The organism is Pseudomonadota bacterium (assembly GCA_039193195.1).
In the GTDB taxonomy this organism is placed as follows: Bacteria; Pseudomonadota; Gammaproteobacteria; order Steroidobacterales; family JBCBZW01; genus JBCBZW01.
Map to the genome: position 1 here is coordinate 1 of JBCCWS010000004.1, position 17,272 is coordinate 17,272.

Consider the following 17,272-nt stretch of genomic DNA (forward strand, 5'->3'; position numbering starts at 1 on the left):
GTCGGCCCCGCCGGCACGCGCGGGGCCGACGCCGAGAGCTCCTAGCCTTCCTGCGCTAGCGCGCTTTCGATGGCCTTTACGATGCGCTTGTCGTAGGGCTTGGTCCGCGGGGCGAACTCGGTGATCAGCTCACCGTCGCGACCGATCAGGAACTTGTGGAAGTTCCAGGTAGGGTAAGTGCCGGAGGCCTCGGCTAGGCCGGCGAAGAGCGGGTTTGCGTTCTTACGCTTCACCGTGCTCTTCTCGAACATCGGGAACTCTACGCCGTAGGTGAGTCGGCAAAAGCTCTTGATCTCCTCCTCTGTGCCGGGCTCCTGACCGGCAAAGTCGTTCGACGGGAAGCCGAGGATTACCAGACCGTCGTCGCCGTACTCCTTATAGAGCTTCTCCAGACCGTCGTACTGCGGCGTGTTGCCGCACTTCGAGGCGGTGTTGACGACCATCACGACCTTGCCAGAGTAGGCCTCGCAGAGGTTGACCTGCTCATCCGAGGCAAGGCGATCGAAGGTGTGGTCGAGGAGCGTGCTTTCGCAGGCCAGGACGGGTGCCGTGGCGATTAGGCCAGCGACCAGACTCAAGAACTTGTTCACGTCGAGGATCTCCCAGTGGCGTGGTGAATGTCCCCTGCATAATCGCGGTAAGCGCCTGTTCGGATTCACAAGCTCTGGCGCCTCTGAGGCAGCTGCTCCGCCGATAGCGGAGCAGCCCGGCGATGCTAAGTGCCGTGTCGCCACAGGGTGGCACCCAGCAAAAGCCACAGCATTCCCTTGGCGAAGAAGAATCCGATCCCGGCGGCAGTGAGCCTGGGTCCCCAGGTGGAGCTGCTGATCGGAGCGACGGCGTTGCGCGCCGATCGGGCGCTCATGCCTCGCCCACTGCTGCGGGAGCAACAGGCGACGCGTCGGCGACCCAGCGCTTGCGCAGGGACGGCACGAGCATCGGGACGCGCCGCCGGTATTCCTGGTACTCCGGGTGTGCACGCAGCAGGTCGCGCTCCTCGAGCAGCGTGCCGACGACGATGTAAGCGGTACAACCAAGGGCGAACAGCAGGTGTGCCGCGGTCATCGTTGGCGTCGCCCATACGATCGTTAGCCAGCCCACGTAGATGGGGTGACGCACGTGGCTGTAGAGCCATGGCGTCTTGAACTGGGGGGCCACGGCGGGCTTCTCTCGGATTGCTTGCCACGCCTGGCGCAGACCGAAGAGCTCGAAGTGATCGAGCATGAACGTAGCGGCTAGGAGCAGCAGCCAGCCGCCCAGGTATACGCTAAGGAGCAGAGCTTCCCAGGGGGCTGATTGGACCTGCCAGATGACGCCGCCGATCGGCTGCCAGCCCCAGAACAGGAGCAGCATCGCCAGCGAGGACATCAACACGTAGGTGGCGCGCTCTGCCGCGGCCGGAATCAACTGCGTCCACCAGCGTTTGAAGGCTGGTCGTGCCATCACACTGTGCTGGAGGGCAAACACCAGCAGTAGAGCGACGTTTACGGCGATCGCCTGCCACAGCGGCAGCTCCGGTACGGAATCGATACCCTTCGGCACGAACAGATTGCCGATGAACCCAACGGCGTACAGAAAGGTGGCAAAGAAGACGGCGTAGGAGAATAGGGACCAGGCGAACGGGCAAATACGCTTCAACATGACGGACTCCTCAGGGTGGTTTGCGGGGTATCCAACGGGCCTCAAGACGTATGGGACTGGTAGGCGCCAGGTCTGAGACGAGCGTGCGCAGCCCTGGTGTGCTCGGCAAGGTAGGCCGTACACTCAGCTCTGTGACGACCATTCCCTGACGCTTCCCTGACCATTTGGGCGACGTGAATAAAATCATGCAGGTACGTGGGTTTTTGGCCCGTCCAAGCGGGCCCCAGGGCGGTTGGCGGTGGGAGCAGAAGCGGCCCCTATGGCGCAGTGCGCGGGCTCGATGCTGAGCGGCCCCATGCAGTTCGAGCGGTACGTGCTCGATCCGGACAGGCGCGAGCTGCGCCACGCTGGAGCTCCACGCCAGGTCGAACCCCGAGTCTTCGATCTTCTCGCCTACCTCGTGGAGCACCGCGCGCGGGCGGTGTCAAAGGAGGAACTTCAGGACGCGGTGTGGCCCGGGGTCATCGTTTCGGAGACCGCCCTTACGCGGGCCGTGATGAAGGCGCGCCGCGCTGTTAATGACGATGCGACCGGCCAGCGTCTGATCAAGACCGTGCACGGCCATGGGTACCGTTTCCTCGGTGAGGTCACCGCCCCGAGCCCTCTTGCCCCGCCAGGGCTGCCAGGCTCCATCGTTTCGGGTGCCGAGGCGGCCGATACATTGCCGAGCACGGCCCCGCCACCGGCGCCCACACCAGCCACCGTCGCGGCGGCGCCAGCCGAGCGGTCACGCACGCATCTTTTGCCCTTCGCGGCCGCGGCGCTTGTCCTGGTCGCCGCTTCGTTCTGGTGGATCGGGCAGTCCACCACGGAGCCTGCCCGCGCGGAGGGGTTGCGCGTGGCGGTCCTGCCAGTAGTGAACGACACGGGGGACGACGCACTAAATTGGGTCGATCTCGGACTCATGTCGCTGGCGCGCAACGGCCTCGCCGAGTTGGGCGTGGATGTCCTGAGTGATGCCAACGTGGTGCAGCTGGCGAAGAACCTGGGCAGCGGCGTGGCCCTCACCGATCAAGCAGTGGGCGATGCCGTGCGCGAGCGCTTGCGCAGCGCCTACGGGGCCACTCACGTGTTGGCGATGCGCCTCACGCAGGATGCCGGTGCGCTGCGAATGGACTTCAGTCTGTTCGGTCCGAAAGACACGCCCAGTCGCTCGACTATGCTGGGCGATGAGACCTTGCGCCTCGCTGAGGCGGTCACCCGCAGCGTCGGTGCGCGCCTGGTGGGCCAGCGGCGCCTAGAGGTGAGCGATGCGGGCTCCGGTGACGCCTTCGTCAACGAGGCCTACGCCCGCGGCAAGGGCTTGGCGCTCGAAGGACGCTGCGCTGAGGCGCTGCCGCTGCTCGAAGTGGCGCGAACTCAGGATCCCGGACTATTCCTACCGCGCTTCGATCAGGCCTTCTGCCTGAGGTTGCTCGGGCGCACGGACGAGGCCACCGCGCTGCTGCTAGCGATGGACGAGGAGTACTCGGCGCGAGCGCCGAACCGCGAGCTCGCCCAGGTACTCAATCTCCTCGGCATCGTGTACCTACGCACCGCCTCGCCAGATCTGGCGCGCAGCACCCTTACCCGAGGTCTTCAGGTCGCTGAGGCCGTCGAGAGCGCTGAGGTGCAGGCGAAGACTCTCGTTAACCTCGCTATCCTGGAGAAGGGGCGGCCGGATCTGTCCGCGGCGAAGGCCCTGCTCGGCCGTGCGCAGCTCGCCTACCAGGCGGCCGGCTACGATCCGCCCCCCGGATACGTGTACAACACCCTGTCCAACATCGCGATGAGCGAGGGACGCTACGCAGATGCGGAGGGCCATCTGACCCGAGCTTTGGAGTCCTGGCGCAACGTGGGTGATCGGCGCCTGGAGGCCATGGCGCTGAACAACTTCGGTTACCTTCGCCGCCAGCAGGGCAGGCTGGAGGACGCCGAACCCTATCATCGCCAGTCGTTGGAGATCCGCGAGGAGATCGGCGATCGCACTGGGGTTGGCCGCATCCATAACCTGCTGGCCGCCCTGTACCAGGAGCGCGGCGACCTAGGCGCTGCCGAGGCCTCGGCGCAAGCTGCTCTGGCCGTGGCCCGCGAGGCGCGCGATCGCCTCTGGGAAGGGGGGGCACTGGCACTGCTCGGCGAGATCGAGCTTGCGCGTGGTGATCTGCCCACGGCCGCCAGTCACCTGGGAGAGGCGAGCGGGGTGTTCGACGCGATCCAGGATCGGTTCCACTCGCTGCAGACTGACGTGCAGGTCGGCCGTGTGCGCATGGCACAGGGCGATTTCTCACAGGCAGGGAAGATGGCCCGAGCCGTGGTTGCTGCGTCAGCCCAGGACGACGGACTGGCCCAGGTGCACGTGCAGGGATTGGAGCTTCAGGGCGACCTCTCGCTCGCGGCCAGCGACGCGGCGCTTGCCTTCGAACAGTACTCGGCTGCCCTGCAACAGGTGGAGGCGCTTAGCTGGGGCAGTAAGGAGGCGGGGTTGTTGGCAAAGTTGGCGCAGAGCCAGCTTGCCTTGGGGGATGTGGCCGCGGCGGCGCCCTTCATCGGACGCCTGCTCGAGTTCCCACCGAGCCCCCTAGGCTTGAAGGCCCGTGCGCGCTACGCCGAACTTGAGGGTGACCGACCGCAGGCGCGCCAGCTCATGGAGCAGGCGCGCGCGGCCGCTGGCGAGGCGTGGGGTGAGACGGACGAGGCGGAACTCCAGCGGCTCCTGTCCGCCGGCTAGAGGGCTCTGAAGCTACCTAATGATCGTGTTCGTCAGCTTCCGCCTCGGCTCGCGTGCCGTGCTCCGTGCCGGCGGAGTGCTCCGGTGGCCCGTAGAGGGTGTAGAGCTTCAGGGGCCCGGTGCCGATATTGATGAAATTGTGGTAGGTGCCGGAGGCGACGAAGGCCAGATCGCCGGCCTTTACCACGCGTTCCTCCCCGCCGAGGACGGCCTTGCCCGTGCCTTCGACGAACACTAGCACCTGGTCATGGCCTTCATGGGCCTCGGCGCCAATCTCCTCGCCCTCGGGGATGCTCATGAGCACGACCTGCAACTTCGTGCCCGTCTTGATCACGTCGCGGAATTGCTCGTTGGCGAGGGCGAGGCCCACGACGGGGAAGGTGGGGGTGCTACGTTCGGCCATTCTGGTCGCTCCAAGATGGGGGCAGAAGGGCGACTAGCTTACCGCAGGGCATGTCGTCTGGGCCGGCGCGATGGTAATATTAGCAGCTCGCTATGGTGGGCCGCGTCGGTCCCCTCGCGGCGGTCAGCCGTCAACCCCGTCAGGCCCGGAAGGGAGCAGCGGTAGCGGTCATACCGGGCGCCGGGGTGTGACTGGCGCGGGCCGCCTCCAACTCGATCGGTGGGAACTCCGGTCCGCGGTAGCTGAGCGTGCTAAATTCGGCGCCATGAGCCAGTTCGTCGCCCATCCCCTCACGCAGCAGGACGATCGCTCGGCATGAGCTACCTCGTGCTGGCGCGCAAGTGGCGCCCGAAGACCTTCAGTGAAGTCGCCGGCCAGGAGCATGTACTGCGTGCCCTGATTAACGCCCTCGACAACGACCGCCTGCACCACGCGTTTCTGTTTTCGGGAACCCGCGGCGTGGGCAAGACCACTTTGGCGCGTATCTTCGCCAAGTCGATCAATTGCGAGCGCGGTGTGAGTTCAACTCCGTGCGGTGAGTGCAGCGCATGCGTGGAGATCGACCAGGGCCGCTACGTGGACTTGCTGGAGGTCGACGCGGCCTCGCGCACACGCGTGGACGACACGCGCGAGCTGCTCGACAACGTGCAGTACGCACCGACGCGCGGGCGCTATAAGGTCTACCTCATTGACGAGGTACACATGCTCTCGACGCACTCCTTCAACGCGCTGTTGAAGACGTTGGAGGAGCCGCCAGCCCATGTGAAGTTCCTGCTCGCGACCACCGATCCGCAGAAGCTGCCGGTGACCGTGCTATCACGCTGCTTGCAGTTCAACCTGAAGCGCTTGCCGCCCACGGTGATCGAGGCGCAGTTGACACGCATCGCACACGCCGAGGGCTATGCCCACGAGGCGTCCGCTCTGTCGCTCCTCGCGGGCGCGGCGGATGGCAGTATGCGCGACGCCCTTAGCTTGCTCGATCAGGCGATCGCTCACGCCGGTGGCAACCTCGAGCGGGACGCGGTTGCCGACATGCTGGGCACCGTCGATCGCACCCACGTCTTGCGCCTACTGGAGGCGTTGACCGATGGCGACGGGGCGGCGCTCATGGGGGTAGCGAGCGAGCTCGCGGAGCGAGGCCTCGGCGCGGACAGCGTCCTCAGTGAGCTAGCCAGTGGCTGTCAGCAGCTGGCGCTCGCCCAGGTGGTGCCCGATGCCTTGGCGGAACGGGTGCAGGATGCGGAGGCTATTCATGCGCTCGCCACCAGGGCGCCGGCGGATGCCGTTCAGCTGTGGTACCAAATCGCCGTGAACGGCCGGCGCGATCTGCCCCTGGCGCCAACGCCGTGGTTGGGGTTGGAGATGACCCTGCTGCGCATGCTCGCATTCCAGGTTGAGGTTGGGGGCGAGGATGATTCAGGGCATAGCGCCAGCGCCAGCGGGTCCAGCCCAAGGGGTAAGCCGGCGTCGCGATCAGGGGCGGCCAAGGCCGCCGTTTCCAAGGCATCGGCGTCGCCCACACCCGCTAGCCAAGATCAACCTAACGGTGTCTCGTCTGCGGGCCGGACGGTAGCCTCGAAGGAGAGCAGGCCACAGATCCAAGGTCAGTCGAAGGTGGCTGCTGAGGTGCCCACCCCGAAGGTGACGCCGCTCGCGCCCGCAGCGCCCACCTCCTCGATCGACGCTGCGGCGTCGCCAAGTTCCGCAGCGCCTGCGCCAGCACCAGCCATCGTTGCGGATGTCGTGCAAAGGACGACACCGACCCCAGCGGATCCACCGCAGCAAGGAGACTGGGAGCGTTTTGCGCAGTCGCTGGGCGCGAGCGGAATGCTTCGCCAGCTCGCCGACAACAGCGTGATCATTGGTGTCGACGGTAAGATCCTGCGCTTACAGGTGGATGAGACACGTGAGCACCTGCTGACGGCTCAGCAGTGCTCAGCGATGGAACAGTCATGGCGTGAGCACCGCGCTGACCAGGGCTGGCGCCTGGACTTTTCAGTCGGACAGCCGCAGACGCAGACGGCCGCTCAGCGAGCCGAGATCGCTCGCACTGAGCGCCACGCCCAGGCCGTGCAGTCCATGCGCGAAGACCCTTACGTGAGGGCGCTCCAGCAGACGTTCGGCGCTGAGCTCATCGAAGAGACAGTGCAGCCGCGGCAAGCGCCAGCGCGCACCGCCGTGAGCACCGTTGCCACCGCGAAGGACAGCGCTCCATCAGGGAACGGGCGCCCCCCAGCTCAGGCGCCGCATGTGCGTGAAGCAGGTGGCCGTTAGCACGGGCGAGCCGCCGGTTGGGCGCTCACCACAACGTTACAGAAGAGGACAACCATGAAGGGCGATATCGGCAAGCTGATGAAGCAGGCGCAAAAGATGCAGGCCGACATGCAGCGTGCGCAAGATGAGCTGGCCAACGTTGAGGTGACCGGCCAGTCCGGCGGTGGCATGGTGAACGTGACGATGACCTGCAAGCATGAGGTGAAGTCGATCACGATCGATGATGCGTCGGCGATGGAAGATAAGGAGATGCTCGAGGATCTCGTCGCCGCGGCGGTCAACGACGCCCTGCGCAAGGTTGAGGAAACCTCCAAGGAGCGTATGTCGGGGCTAGCCGCAGGCCTGATGCCTCCCGGTATGAAGCTCCCCTTCTGAACCCGCACTTACGTTTGTGATCTACTCGCCACTGCTTACGCGCCTCATCGACGCACTGCGTTGCCTTCCGGGGGTAGGTCCGAAGAGCGCGCAGCGCATGGCATTCCATCTTCTCGACCGCGATCGGGAGGCGGCTCGCACGCTGGCGAGCGTGCTGGCAGATGCGGCAGAGCGGATGGGGCGTTGCCGCGATTGCCGCATGCTAAGTGAAGTCGACCTGTGCGCTATCTGCGCATCGCCGCGCCGCGATGACGGGCTACTTTGCGTCGTGGAGTCACCTGCCGACGTGGTTGCGATAGAACAGACCGCGGATTACTCGGGTAAGTACTTCGTGCTGATGGGGCACCTCTCGCCCCTGGATGGCATCGGCCCCGCCGAACTTGGCCTCGATGTACTCGAACAGCGCCTCAGCGAACGCACACCCCGCGAGCTGATCTTAGCCACCAACCCGACCGTCGAGGGCGAGGCCACGGCGCACTACGTGGGAGAGCTCGCCCGCGAGGCTGGCGTGCAGGTGACGCGCATCGCCCACGGCGTTCCCCTTGGCGGAGAGCTGGAGTACGTGGATGCGGGCACTCTGGCTCACGCCTTGTCCGGGCGCCAACGCTTCTGAGAGGTCGCGGCCCCGGCTATGTACGCTGGCAGACCGGTGCTCTTGGGGTAAGCCCATACGCGCCCGTTCGCGCTGGGTCTGATCCCTAGTGATGTCCGCGACTCAGCGTTTCCATTAGGCGAACAAGGCGGCGGTAGCTCTCGTAGCGACGCGGGGCGAGTGAATGCGGCCCATCACCCTGCGCTGCTGCGCGTACCGCACAGCCTGGCTCGTGCATGTGTAGGCAATTGTGGAAGCGACAGCCGTGTGCCAAGGCACGAATCTCTCGAAAGCCCACTGCCACGTCCGCCTTCGCGACCCGACCTGGCGCATAGTCTCGCACCCCGGGTGAGTCGATCACCTGTCCGCCCCGGGGAAGGTGATGAAGGTGGGCAGCGGTGGTCGTATGGCGCCCCTCGCCGGAGCTCTCCGACAGCTCGCCGGTGGCGAGCCGCAGGTCAGGCACCAGAGCGTTTAGAAGCGATGATTTGCCCACCCCCGACTGTCCCACGAGAATCGAGGTGTCGTCCCGCAAGGCGTCGCTGAGCCTCGTGATGGCGGACGCCTCGCCGACGCTCACGGGTAAGGTCTCGTAGCCGGCGTGGCGCCACTCGTCGAATGCGCGTTCGAGCAGACCGCTGTCGTTCGGTGAGGGGAGATCTGCTTTACTGCGAACGATCAGCGCCTTGCATCCCATGAGCTCAGCTTGCGCCAGGTAACGATCCACCATGAAGGGGTCTGGTGCGGGGGCCGGTGCAACGACGACCACTAGACGGGTGAGATTCGCTGCCAGCACCTCGTTGAAGCCGCGAAGGTTGGGACGCTCCAGGGCATTCTCACGCGGCTCGACATTGAGCACTTGGCCGTCGCGCGCACCGCCTTGGGCCCGCTGCCAGCGCACCTGATCGCCGCAGACGATACGCAGCTTGCGCCCCCGCGGCACGCAGCGGTGGCGCTTACGGGGCGCAGCCCCTAGCTCCTCTACCAGGCAGCGTCGGCCGAAGCTGGCGACCACCAGGCCCGCCTCAGCGGCTTGCGAAGATCCGCTCGTGTGCGCTCCTCGCGCCTCCTGCGCTCGCCGCTCGCGACGTCGCCCTCCAGCGGGCACAGGTATATCGGCTCAGCGGCTGTTGGCGAGTTGACTCAAGCGTGCGATGCGAATCGGGGCGGGAGGGTGGGAGTCGTAGAAGCGCGAGTGTGTCTCGTCCGGCGTCAGGGTGTTCGAGTTGTCCCGGTAGAGCTTCACCAGGGCTTCGATCAGCGCCGTGGGATCGGACTGCTCCGCCGCGTATTCGTCCGCCTCGAACTCGTCTCTGCGCGAGAGGGCAGCGGTGATCGGCGTCATCGGGAAGGTGAAGACCGGAGAGATGACCAGCGCGAGGAGCAGGGCCAGCGCATCGGTCGGCACGGTGATCCCAAGCGCCGCCATCGCATCCGGTGACGCACGCAGCCAGCCGATCAAGGCTAAGCCAACTAGGGTCATAGCGAAGCTTTTCATTAGGCGTTTGCGCACGTGCTGACGGCGGAAATGCCCAAGTTCGTGGGCCAGTACGGCCTCGATCTCCTGACCGTTGAGGGACTCGAGTAGCGTGTCGAAGAAGACGATGCGCTTGTTATTGCCCATGCCGGTAAAGTAGGCGTTTCCGTGGCTGGAGCGGCGTGAGCCGTCCATTACGAAAACACCCTGGCTCTTGAACCCGCACCGCTGCAGGAGCGATTCGATTTGCGCCTTCAGGCCAGCGTCCGTGAGTTCGGTGAAGCGGTTGAACAGGGGAGCGATGAACGCCGGGTACAGGTAGAACAGTGCGAGGCTGAACGCCACCCACACAACCCACGCGTACAACCACCACAGGCTGCCTGCCGCGGCCATCAGCCACAGCACCACAGCGATCATGGGCGTGCCGAGCACCGCCATCAAAACGAGCGACTTGAGTTGATCGGAAATGAACAGGCTCGGGGTCATGCGGTTAAACCCAAAGCGCGCCTCGATGCGGAAGGTGCGCCAGATCGCTAGGGGCAATTCGAGCGCAGACATCGCGATGAAGGCCAACAAGGTCACCAAGGTGCCCGTCAGCAGGGGGCCCAGACTGAGGGCGGAGACGAGCGAGTGCACGAGCATCAGGCCACCGCCGAGGGTCCACAGGAGCAGCAGTATCGCGTCCACCAAGGTACCGACGCGGCTGAGGCGCGTGGTGGCCATCGTGTAGTCCGCGGCCTTGTGGTGCTGTTCGAGGGAGATCGTGTCGTCGAAGGGGGCTGGGACACGTTCGCGACCGCGGCGTACGGCGGCGATCTGTCGGCTGCTGAGCCACAGGCGCACGATAGTGGTGGCGGCTAGCAGGGCCAGGAAAAGGGGCGTCATCCAGTGCATCGTTGGGTAGTGTCCTAGCTCGTTGATTAGCTTCGCGTTCGAGACCGTCTGGGCGTGTCGTTGGGCCCCGATGGTAGTGGTATTCCCCTACTGCGCTCAAGATTTCCGCGCTAGACAGGGTGGAGGTGTGGGCGCCCGCGCGTGTTTGCAAGAGTGGCGCAAGCATAGGCGCTCGGGCGGCTGCGCTGCTAGACTCCTATCGTATGGTAGCAAGCCCTGAAAACCTGATCTGGATAGACCTGGAAATGACCGGTCTCGACACCGTGAATGACCAGATCATCGAAATCGCGACCGTGGTCACCGATAAGCACCTCGGGCTGATCGCCGAAGGTCCTGTCCTCGCCATTCACCAGCCCGACGAGGTGCTGGAGGGAATGGACGATTGGAACAAGCGCACGCATGGGGAATCGGGTCTCCTCGATCGCGTGCGTGCGAGCACGACCACTCCGCAAGAGGCTCAGGACCAAACCCTGGACTTTCTGCGCCAACTCGTGCCCCCCCGTAACTCTCCCATGTGTGGCAGCAGTATCTGCCAGGACCGGCGCTTCATGGCCCGTCTAATGCCCGATCTCGAGCGCTTCTTTCACTACCGAAACCTTGATGTGAGCACGCTCAAAGAGCTAGCCAAGCGCTGGGCACCGGACATGGCTGTCCGCTTTGAAAAGCGCGCACCGCACGTGGCCCTGGACGACATCCGCGAGTCTATCCGAGAGCTTCGCTTCTATCGGGAGCACTTCATCTCGCTGCCCAACAACTAGCTCGTCTCGACGGCTGTGAGATCCAGCGAATGAAACCGTTCGCCCCCGCCTGCGAGCGAAACCGCGACCCCATACTCGAGAAATTGCGCCCGACTCTTGCGCAATGGGTCAGGCCGCGTGTACTTGAAATTGGGTCAGGCACGGGGCAGCACGGCGTCTACTTCGCGGCGGCCCTGCCGCACCTCACGTGGATTATGAGCGATCGACGCGAAAACCACGCGGGCATTGAGGCGTGGCGTGAGGAAGCTGCTCTGGACAACGTCGAGGGGCCACACGTGCTTGACGTCGCCGACTTCGAAGCGGCGTTTCGACCTGCCGTGGAGGCGGTGTACAGCGCCAATACGGCCCATATCATGAGCTGGAAGCAGGTCACTCAGATGGTCTCGCTGGCGTCGAGAAGTCTACTGTCCGGCGGGGTATTTCTTCTGTACGGCCCCTTCAAGCGCGGCGGTGAACACACGAGTGAGGGCAACGAGCGCTTCGACGGCGCCTTGCGCGAGTCTGCTCCCCACATGGGTATCCGTGATCTAGAGGCCCTCGATGCGCTGGCGGCGAAGGCCCAGCTCCATTGCGAGGAAGTCCACCAAATGCCGGCCAATAACTTGCTCGTTCGCTGGCGCTCGGCGGGCAGCGCCTAACCTTCCTCGCTGACCTCTACCGCGGCGGGACCGAGCGGTTCCGGGGCGGCCAGCACCCGTACCTTGGTGCCGGGCATGAGGCGTTCGGCACCACGCACTACCACCCGGTCCCCAGGCTGCAGGTCGCCAGTGACGGCGATCAGAGCCCCATCCGAGAGCCCGGTGCCGACATCCACACGTTCCGCTGTGTCATCGGCGTTGACGCGCATGACATAGGTATCTTCCTGGCGCAACACCAGGGCATCGCGCGGCACGGCCAAGACCTCCTGGGGCACCGACACCGGCACTTGCAGCACTACTGCTTGCGCGATCAACCAATCCTCGGCGGGCACGTCGATGCGCATCTCGTACATGTGACGGGTGGAGTCTCCGAATGGCACGATCGTGCGTACGAGGCCGTCGCCCCGACGCCCCGTCTCGTCAGCGACCTTCACGTTGCCACCCACGTAGAGATAGCGCGCGGCGGTGACGGTGGTTTGCGACACGATCTCGATGCGCTCGTTGCCGACCACCCGCAGCACCTGGTCGCCGACCGCCACCCGTTCGCCCGGATTGACGAACCGTTGGGTGATCGTGCCGCCGAAGGGTGCCCGCAACGCGGCCCGGTCGAGGTTGATCTGGTTCTGCGCCAGGCGCGCATCGATCACATCGCGATCGCGGGCGGAGACGTCGCGTTGGGATCGCGTGTCGTCGAGCTCTCGCTCCGCCGCCACGTTGGTCGCGGCCAACGTGGTGAGGCGGTCTACTTCGCGCTCGAGAAAGGCTAGCTGGCTTTCGGCGCGGGCGCGTTCCGCGTTGATCTGGGCCCGTTCTTGGCGCAGCAGGGCGTCGTCCACCTGGGCGATGACATCGCCGGCCGATACGCGATCGCCCACCTCGGCAAGGCTCACTAATCGGCCTGCTGCCTCTGCCGCGAGGCGGGTGTCATCGCGGCTTATCACCGATCCAGGCACGGGAATCGTGGGTGCCAGGGAGGTGATCTGTGCGCGCTCCACACGCACCGGCGGCGGCGGAAACCCCTCTGGAGGCTGCCCCTGAGCGAGTGAGCTCGGCGCCGCCATCACCAGCAACAGGGACAGCGTGCCGCTCGCCGTCCGGCGAGGGCAGTCGGTGCAAAAGGTAGCTTCGGTCATAGGGAGGAGTGCCTCTCAGCGTAGGACTCACGCAAGGGGCCACCGCTCGTGCTGTTGTTCGTGGGCTCAGTATCGGGTGCCATTCGCGCCTCGCCGATGCGCAGCAGGCTCGGCAAGAGAATCAGGGTGAAGACGGTAGAGACGGTCATGCCGCCGACGATCACCGCCGCTAAACCACGGTACAGCTCCGTGCCGGGCCCAGGTATCAACAGTAGGGGAAGCATACCAAATAGGCTGGTTAGGGTACTCATGAGGATCGGGCGCAAGCGCAGGCGTACGGCCTGCGCCACGGAGTTTCGCCGGGTCATGCCGTCGCGTTCAGACATGCGTGTTTGATGCACGAGCAGGATCGCGTTGTTCACCACCAAGCCGAGCAGCGTGATGAAGCCGATCATTGTCATTAGGTCCATCGGCTGGAACACGAAGAAGTTTGTGATGCGTAAGGCTACGACGCCGCCCACGGTAGCCAGTGGCAAGGCGAGTATGACCAGCACGCTGTCGCGGAAGGACCGAAACAGCGCTGCCATCAGCAGGAACAGGATGGCCACGGCGAGGGTAAAGCTGCGGGCCATGTTGCCGAGGGCGATGGCGAGCTCATCGGCGCTACCGTAGTAGGTGACCTCGCCATCTTCAGGCAGCTGGCTGCGAATCACTGGGTCGATTTCTTCCTGCAGCACCGCGAGGGCTTCCTCGAGGGAGACATCCGGTGGAGTGACCGCGAGGGTGACAGAGCGTCGGCGATCGACTCGGCGAATTTCGCTGGGGCCGGACGTGCGTTCGATCGTAACCACCTCGTTGAGGGCAGTAACCCCTGCAGCCGGCGTCTGCAGGGGAGTGGCAGCCAAGGTCTCGGGGGTAGCCCAGTCCGACCCACGGAGCACGACGTCGTAGCTCTTCTCGCCATCGAAGTAGTCGCCAACAAACAGACCATCGCCAAGGGCACGGACCACATCGGCGACGTTCTTACGATCCCATCCGACCTCGGCGATGCGCCGATCGTTTGGCACCATGCGTAGCTCGGGTTCGGCGAACTCAAGGCCAGGGATTGGTCGCACTTGGGAGCCGGGGATAGCCTGCTGAATGGCCCCTAGGCCCGCGCCAGCTGCGGCAAAGGTCGCTTCGATGTCCCGGGACTGGATGGTCACCTCAATCTCGCGCCCACCGCCAAGTCGATCGAATATCGACGAGCGTTGGGCGAAGGCGATCGTATCCGGTAGATCTTCGAATACCGTAGTGTTTACCGCTTCGATCAACGCATCGGAGTCCTTAGGGTCCGTTGCGCGCATACCGAAAAATCCAAAGTTCCCAAACAGGCCAAGAAAGTAGTTCCGCATCTGCGGTTGGGCTTCACCGGTGAGGAAGCGGCTCATGCGCTCATTGACGACATCAACGAACTCCGTCTCCGTGGTGTCGATGCTCTGCCCGGGCGGCGGCAGGATGAAGCCGAAGGCGAAGTTCATCTGGCCTTCGGGCAAGTAGTCCGCTTCGGGCTTGAGCCAGACCGTCAGGCCGATCGCAACGCTGACTAGCGCGGCGATCCAGAAGTAGCGTCTGCGCGGTGTGTCCGTAAGCGCCATCACCGTGCGCGAGCCGCGGTCCCACCAACTCGAGTGGGGGTCGGTGAGCTGCACCTTGCGCAGCCACGTCGTGGCGGCGGTGGGTATGATCGTGATGGCGATGAGCAGTGAGGTGACCACCGCCACGGCGAGGGTGAAGGCCAGATCCGCGAATAGCTGCCCCGCAACGTCGCGCAGGAACAAGATGGGCAGGAAGATGGCCACCGTGGTGGCGGTGGAGGCCACGAGAGCGGCCCATACCTGCGCCGCGCCATCGTGGGCGGCGTCTGCACTGGATTTTCCCTGCTCACGCAGGCGCACGATGTTCTCCAGCACCACGATCGCGGCGTCCAGCACCATCCCCATCGCGAACGCAAGGCCAGCGAGGGAGATGATGTTTAGCGTGCGACCGGAGAACTGCAGGGCGGTGAAGGCGAAGAACAGGGACACCGGGATGGCGAGGGCGACGATCACCGTCGGTCTCAGCTTGCGCATGAACCACCACAGAATCACCACGGCCAGGGTGATGCCGAGAAGCAGATTGGTGCGCAGCATGCTGATCGAGGATTCGATGTACACGGTCTCGTCGTAGACCTGTCGGATGAACATGCCGCGGCGACCGACGGGGCCGTCGTTGAGGGACTGAACGGTATCCTTCAGTCCCCGCATCACCTCCAACACGTTCACGCCGGTCTGTGGTTGCGCGTTAAAGGCGATCGAGGGGCCGCCGTTTTGGCTCAGAATCCCGCTCCGATCGACCAGCGTGCGTTCGACCTTGGCGATGTCGCGCAGGCGTACGGGCGAGCCGTCGGCCCAGTCCAACACCAGTTCACCGAATCCCTCTAAGCTCGGTTTGCCCGCGAAGCGTAGGGTGTATTGACGGCGAAAGACCTCGCTGAAGCCACCGGAGGTGTCGTTGTTACCACCGGTAAGGGCAGCGAGGGCGGGGATCTCGATGCCGTAAGCTGCTGCCTTGTAGGGATCGAAGGTGATGCGAACCTCCGAGGGTCGACCACCGAAGGCGGATGAGCTGGAGATGCCTGGCACGCGCTCGATGGCGGTCACGATCACATCGTCCACGAAGTCCTGCTGGGCTGCCATGTCGATGGTCTGCCCCGGCAGGGGACGCACAGCAAACCACGCGATGGCGTTGCGGTTCTCATCCTGGCCAACGTTGATGATGGGTTCATCGACGTCCGCCGGGTAGCTCGGCACCCGGTTAAGGCGGTTCATCACCTCGATGAGTGCTCGGTCGATCTCGACGTCTATGTCGAAGACAAGATCGATGTTGGCGTTGCCTCGGCTCGCCGAAGAGGTCATCCGCTTAAGTCCCGGCAGTCCGCGCATCGCGTCCTCTTGGGGCTCGATGATCTCCGATTCCACCTCCTCCGGCGCCGCCGCGCGCCAGAAGGTCTGGATCTGAATGCGCGGGGTTTCCACTGTGGGAATCATCTGTACGGGCAGGCCGAACAGGCTGATGCTGCCGAACAGCAACACCATGAGCACGGCCACCACGACCGCAACGGGGTTGGAAAGTGCCTGCCGGGTGATGACCATGGATTTACCTCGCGCGCAGAACGCCTATTCTAGCGCGAGCAGTGTGACGACGCCTGCGATGCAGCACTAGTGGCGGCTAAGGAGATGCCGCACGGCCAAGGTCGGTCGCGTAGCCGGCAGCCGCGGGGTGACCTCGGATGCAGGGGCTGGCACCCTTGAAACACTACTCGCCACGGGCCACAGGCCCCCAGGGAGACTTGCCTATGCGCCATCGTGATGACATGACCCCCGGTATTGGAGGGTCTTCGGCTGCGAGCAGTACTCGCTCGGTCCATCGAGGGCAGTGGTGGTGACTGCTACTAAACTCCTTTTGGCCATCGGCGCGTTGGCGAGCACGGCCCTGAACGCACCGCAGGCCATGGCCGAGGAGGGCGAGGGCGGAGCGCCCGCCGCCGTTACCGCCGTGTCAGCCGGCGCGCCGCAAACGGATATCTACTTAGCGACCCTCGGCGGTGACGGCGATTACGTGCTGCTGGGACGCCCGCGCAACGTGACAGCTCGGGCTGGCTACGACAACCAGCCCGCCTTCTCGTCCGATGGCCGAGCTTTGTTCTACACGTCGATTCGTGAGGACGGACAGGCAGACATCTACCGCCTTTCCCTCGTAGAAGAAGGCGCTCGACCCGTGCGGCTTACGACGACGCGGACCATGAGTGAATACTCGCCGACGCCGATGCCCGGGGGAGGCCTGTCCACCGTGCGCGTAGAGCCCGATGGCGCTCAACATCTCTGGCGCATTACCGGTGTCGGCACGGACGTCACGCGCCTGTTGCCGAGGCTCGACAACGTGGGCTATCACACGTGGGTGTCTGAGACGAGCCTGGCCCTATTCCTCGTCGCCGATCCCCTCGCCCTGGTGCTTGCCGACCGCGGGGACCGTACGCAGAGCGGGGGGGCGTCGCCCCTCACCCCTATCGCACAAGACATCGGTCGCGCGCTCGCCCGATCCGCCGACGGGCGCTACGTCGTCTTCGTCCAAACACACGACGCGCGCAACCCCGAGCTGCGACGGTACGAGGTGGCTACAGGTAAGGTGTCGACCTGGGCACCGATGGCGCCGGACGGAAGCGGTGACTTCGCGATCGATCCGGCGAGCGGCGCGGCCTTCACCGTGCTGGGCCAGACCCTGCTTCGCCTTGCGCCTGACCAGGTGCGGTGGTTGGCAGTGGGCGACCTCGCGGTCCCTGGCGGCGAGATCAACCGGTTGGCGATTTCGCCTCGGGGGGATCGTCTGGCGATCGTCGTCGCCGAAGCAGATCCCTAG

Annotated in this window: 14 protein-coding genes and 1 other RNA gene; 8 read left to right on the plus strand and 7 right to left on the minus strand. The window is 64.8% G+C overall.

The genetic code is table 11. The annotated features are described in order from the left end of the window. Positions 1 to 41: 41 nt before the first annotated feature. A complete protein-coding gene (locus AAGA68_05530; protein MEM9384502.1) occupies positions 42 to 590 on the minus strand; it encodes a glutathione peroxidase in 549 nt (182 codons plus the stop codon). A 271-nt stretch (positions 591 to 861) separates the two neighbouring features. Then, a complete protein-coding gene (gene mddA / locus AAGA68_05535; GenBank protein ID MEM9384503.1) occupies positions 862 to 1,641 on the minus strand; it encodes a methanethiol S-methyltransferase in 780 nt (259 codons plus the stop codon). Between the two features lie 295 nt (positions 1,642 to 1,936). Between mddA and AAGA68_05540 the strand changes: the two genes are divergently transcribed. Further along, positions 1,937 to 4,351 carry a tetratricopeptide repeat protein gene (locus AAGA68_05540; GenBank protein MEM9384504.1) on the plus strand — a complete coding sequence of 805 codons (2,415 nt, stop codon included), beginning with the start codon at positions 1,937 to 1,939 and terminating at the stop codon, positions 4,349 to 4,351. 16 nt (positions 4,352 to 4,367) lie between these two features. Here the strand turns inward: AAGA68_05540 and AAGA68_05545 are convergent, their stop codons facing one another. After that, on the minus strand, positions 4,368 to 4,754 hold the full coding sequence (locus AAGA68_05545; protein MEM9384505.1) for a cupin domain-containing protein: 387 nt from the start codon (positions 4,752 to 4,754) through the stop codon (positions 4,368 to 4,370). A gap of 103 nt (positions 4,755 to 4,857) precedes the next feature. On the opposite strand from AAGA68_05545, the gene ffs reads away from it, so the two are divergent. The 4 genes from ffs (at position 4,858) to recR (ending at position 8,016) form a co-directional block, all read left to right on the plus strand. Beyond that, positions 4,858 to 4,954, plus strand: an RNA gene (ffs, locus tag AAGA68_05550) — signal recognition particle sRNA small type. Between the two features lie 115 nt (positions 4,955 to 5,069). Next, positions 5,070 to 7,028, plus strand: a complete 1,959-nt coding sequence (gene dnaX, locus AAGA68_05555; GenBank protein MEM9384506.1) for a DNA polymerase III subunit gamma/tau — start codon at positions 5,070 to 5,072, stop codon at positions 7,026 to 7,028. A 54-nt stretch (positions 7,029 to 7,082) separates the two neighbouring features. Then, on the plus strand, positions 7,083 to 7,403 hold the full coding sequence (locus AAGA68_05560; GenBank protein ID MEM9384507.1) for a YbaB/EbfC family nucleoid-associated protein: 321 nt from the start codon (positions 7,083 to 7,085) through the stop codon (positions 7,401 to 7,403). A 16-nt stretch (positions 7,404 to 7,419) separates the two neighbouring features. Then, positions 7,420 to 8,016: a recombination mediator RecR gene (recR, locus tag AAGA68_05565; GenBank protein ID MEM9384508.1), complete on the plus strand. Its 597-nt coding sequence runs from the start codon at positions 7,420 to 7,422 to the stop codon at positions 8,014 to 8,016. Positions 8,017 to 8,101: 85 nt separating this feature from the next. Here recR and rsgA read toward each other — a convergent pair whose 3' ends face one another. After that, positions 8,102 to 9,103: a ribosome small subunit-dependent GTPase A gene (gene rsgA / locus AAGA68_05570; GenBank protein MEM9384509.1), complete on the minus strand. Its 1,002-nt coding sequence runs from the start codon at positions 9,101 to 9,103 to the stop codon at positions 8,102 to 8,104. A gap of 12 nt (positions 9,104 to 9,115) precedes the next feature. Continuing rightward, positions 9,116 to 10,357 carry a M48 family metallopeptidase gene (locus tag AAGA68_05575; GenBank protein MEM9384510.1) on the minus strand — a complete coding sequence of 414 codons (1,242 nt, stop codon included), beginning with the start codon at positions 10,355 to 10,357 and terminating at the stop codon, positions 9,116 to 9,118. 212 nt (positions 10,358 to 10,569) lie between these two features. On the opposite strand from AAGA68_05575, the gene orn reads away from it, so the two are divergent. Together orn and AAGA68_05585 are read left to right on the plus strand one after the other, a co-directional pair. After that, positions 10,570 to 11,124, plus strand: coding sequence for an oligoribonuclease (gene orn / locus AAGA68_05580; GenBank protein MEM9384511.1), 555 nt, complete (start codon positions 10,570 to 10,572; stop codon positions 11,122 to 11,124). 29 nt (positions 11,125 to 11,153) lie between these two features. Next, a complete protein-coding gene (locus AAGA68_05585; GenBank protein MEM9384512.1) occupies positions 11,154 to 11,762 on the plus strand; it encodes a DUF938 domain-containing protein in 609 nt (202 codons plus the stop codon). Here the strand turns inward: AAGA68_05585 and AAGA68_05590 are convergent. Both AAGA68_05590 and AAGA68_05595 read right to left on the minus strand, forming a co-directional pair. Beyond that, the gene (locus AAGA68_05590) at positions 11,759 to 12,895 is read right to left on the minus strand and encodes an efflux RND transporter periplasmic adaptor subunit (protein MEM9384513.1); all 1,137 of its coding nucleotides are present in this window, start codon (positions 12,893 to 12,895) and stop codon (positions 11,759 to 11,761) included. The two genes, AAGA68_05585 and AAGA68_05590, sit on opposite strands and share 4 nt — an antisense overlap. Beyond that, positions 12,892 to 16,008 (minus strand): efflux RND transporter permease subunit, encoded by a 3,117-nt coding sequence (locus tag AAGA68_05595; GenBank protein ID MEM9384514.1) that lies wholly within the window; start codon positions 16,006 to 16,008, stop codon positions 12,892 to 12,894. Before AAGA68_05595 ends, AAGA68_05590 begins: the two co-directional genes overlap by 4 nt. Before the next feature lie 289 nt (positions 16,009 to 16,297). On the opposite strand from AAGA68_05595, the gene AAGA68_05600 reads away from it, so the two are divergent. Then, positions 16,298 to 17,272, plus strand: coding sequence for a hypothetical protein (locus tag AAGA68_05600; protein MEM9384515.1), 975 nt, complete (start codon positions 16,298 to 16,300; stop codon positions 17,270 to 17,272).

Bases quoted from the DNA above. Each gene is read 5' to 3' on its own strand.
- mddA (MEM9384503.1), bottom strand. From the start codon at position 1,641: ATGTTGAAGCGTATTTGCCCGTTCGCCTGGTCCCTATTCTCCTACGCC.
- AAGA68_05540 (MEM9384504.1), top strand. From the start codon at position 1,937: ATGCAGTTCGAGCGGTACGTGCTCGATCCGGACAGGCGCGAGCTGCGC.
- AAGA68_05545 (MEM9384505.1), bottom strand. From the start codon at position 4,754: ATGGCCGAACGTAGCACCCCCACCTTCCCCGTCGTGGGCCTCGCCCTC.
- dnaX (MEM9384506.1), top strand. From the start codon at position 5,070: ATGAGCTACCTCGTGCTGGCGCGCAAGTGGCGCCCGAAGACCTTCAGT.
- AAGA68_05560 (MEM9384507.1), top strand. From the start codon at position 7,083: ATGAAGGGCGATATCGGCAAGCTGATGAAGCAGGCGCAAAAGATGCAG.
- AAGA68_05575 (MEM9384510.1), bottom strand. From the start codon at position 10,357: ATGACGCCCCTTTTCCTGGCCCTGCTAGCCGCCACCACTATCGTGCGC.
- orn (MEM9384511.1), top strand. From the start codon at position 10,570: ATGGTAGCAAGCCCTGAAAACCTGATCTGGATAGACCTGGAAATGACC.
- AAGA68_05585 (MEM9384512.1), top strand. From the start codon at position 11,154: ATGAAACCGTTCGCCCCCGCCTGCGAGCGAAACCGCGACCCCATACTC.
- AAGA68_05590 (MEM9384513.1), bottom strand. From the start codon at position 12,895: ATGACCGAAGCTACCTTTTGCACCGACTGCCCTCGCCGGACGGCGAGC.
- AAGA68_05595 (MEM9384514.1), bottom strand. From the start codon at position 16,008: ATGGTCATCACCCGGCAGGCACTTTCCAACCCCGTTGCGGTCGTGGTG.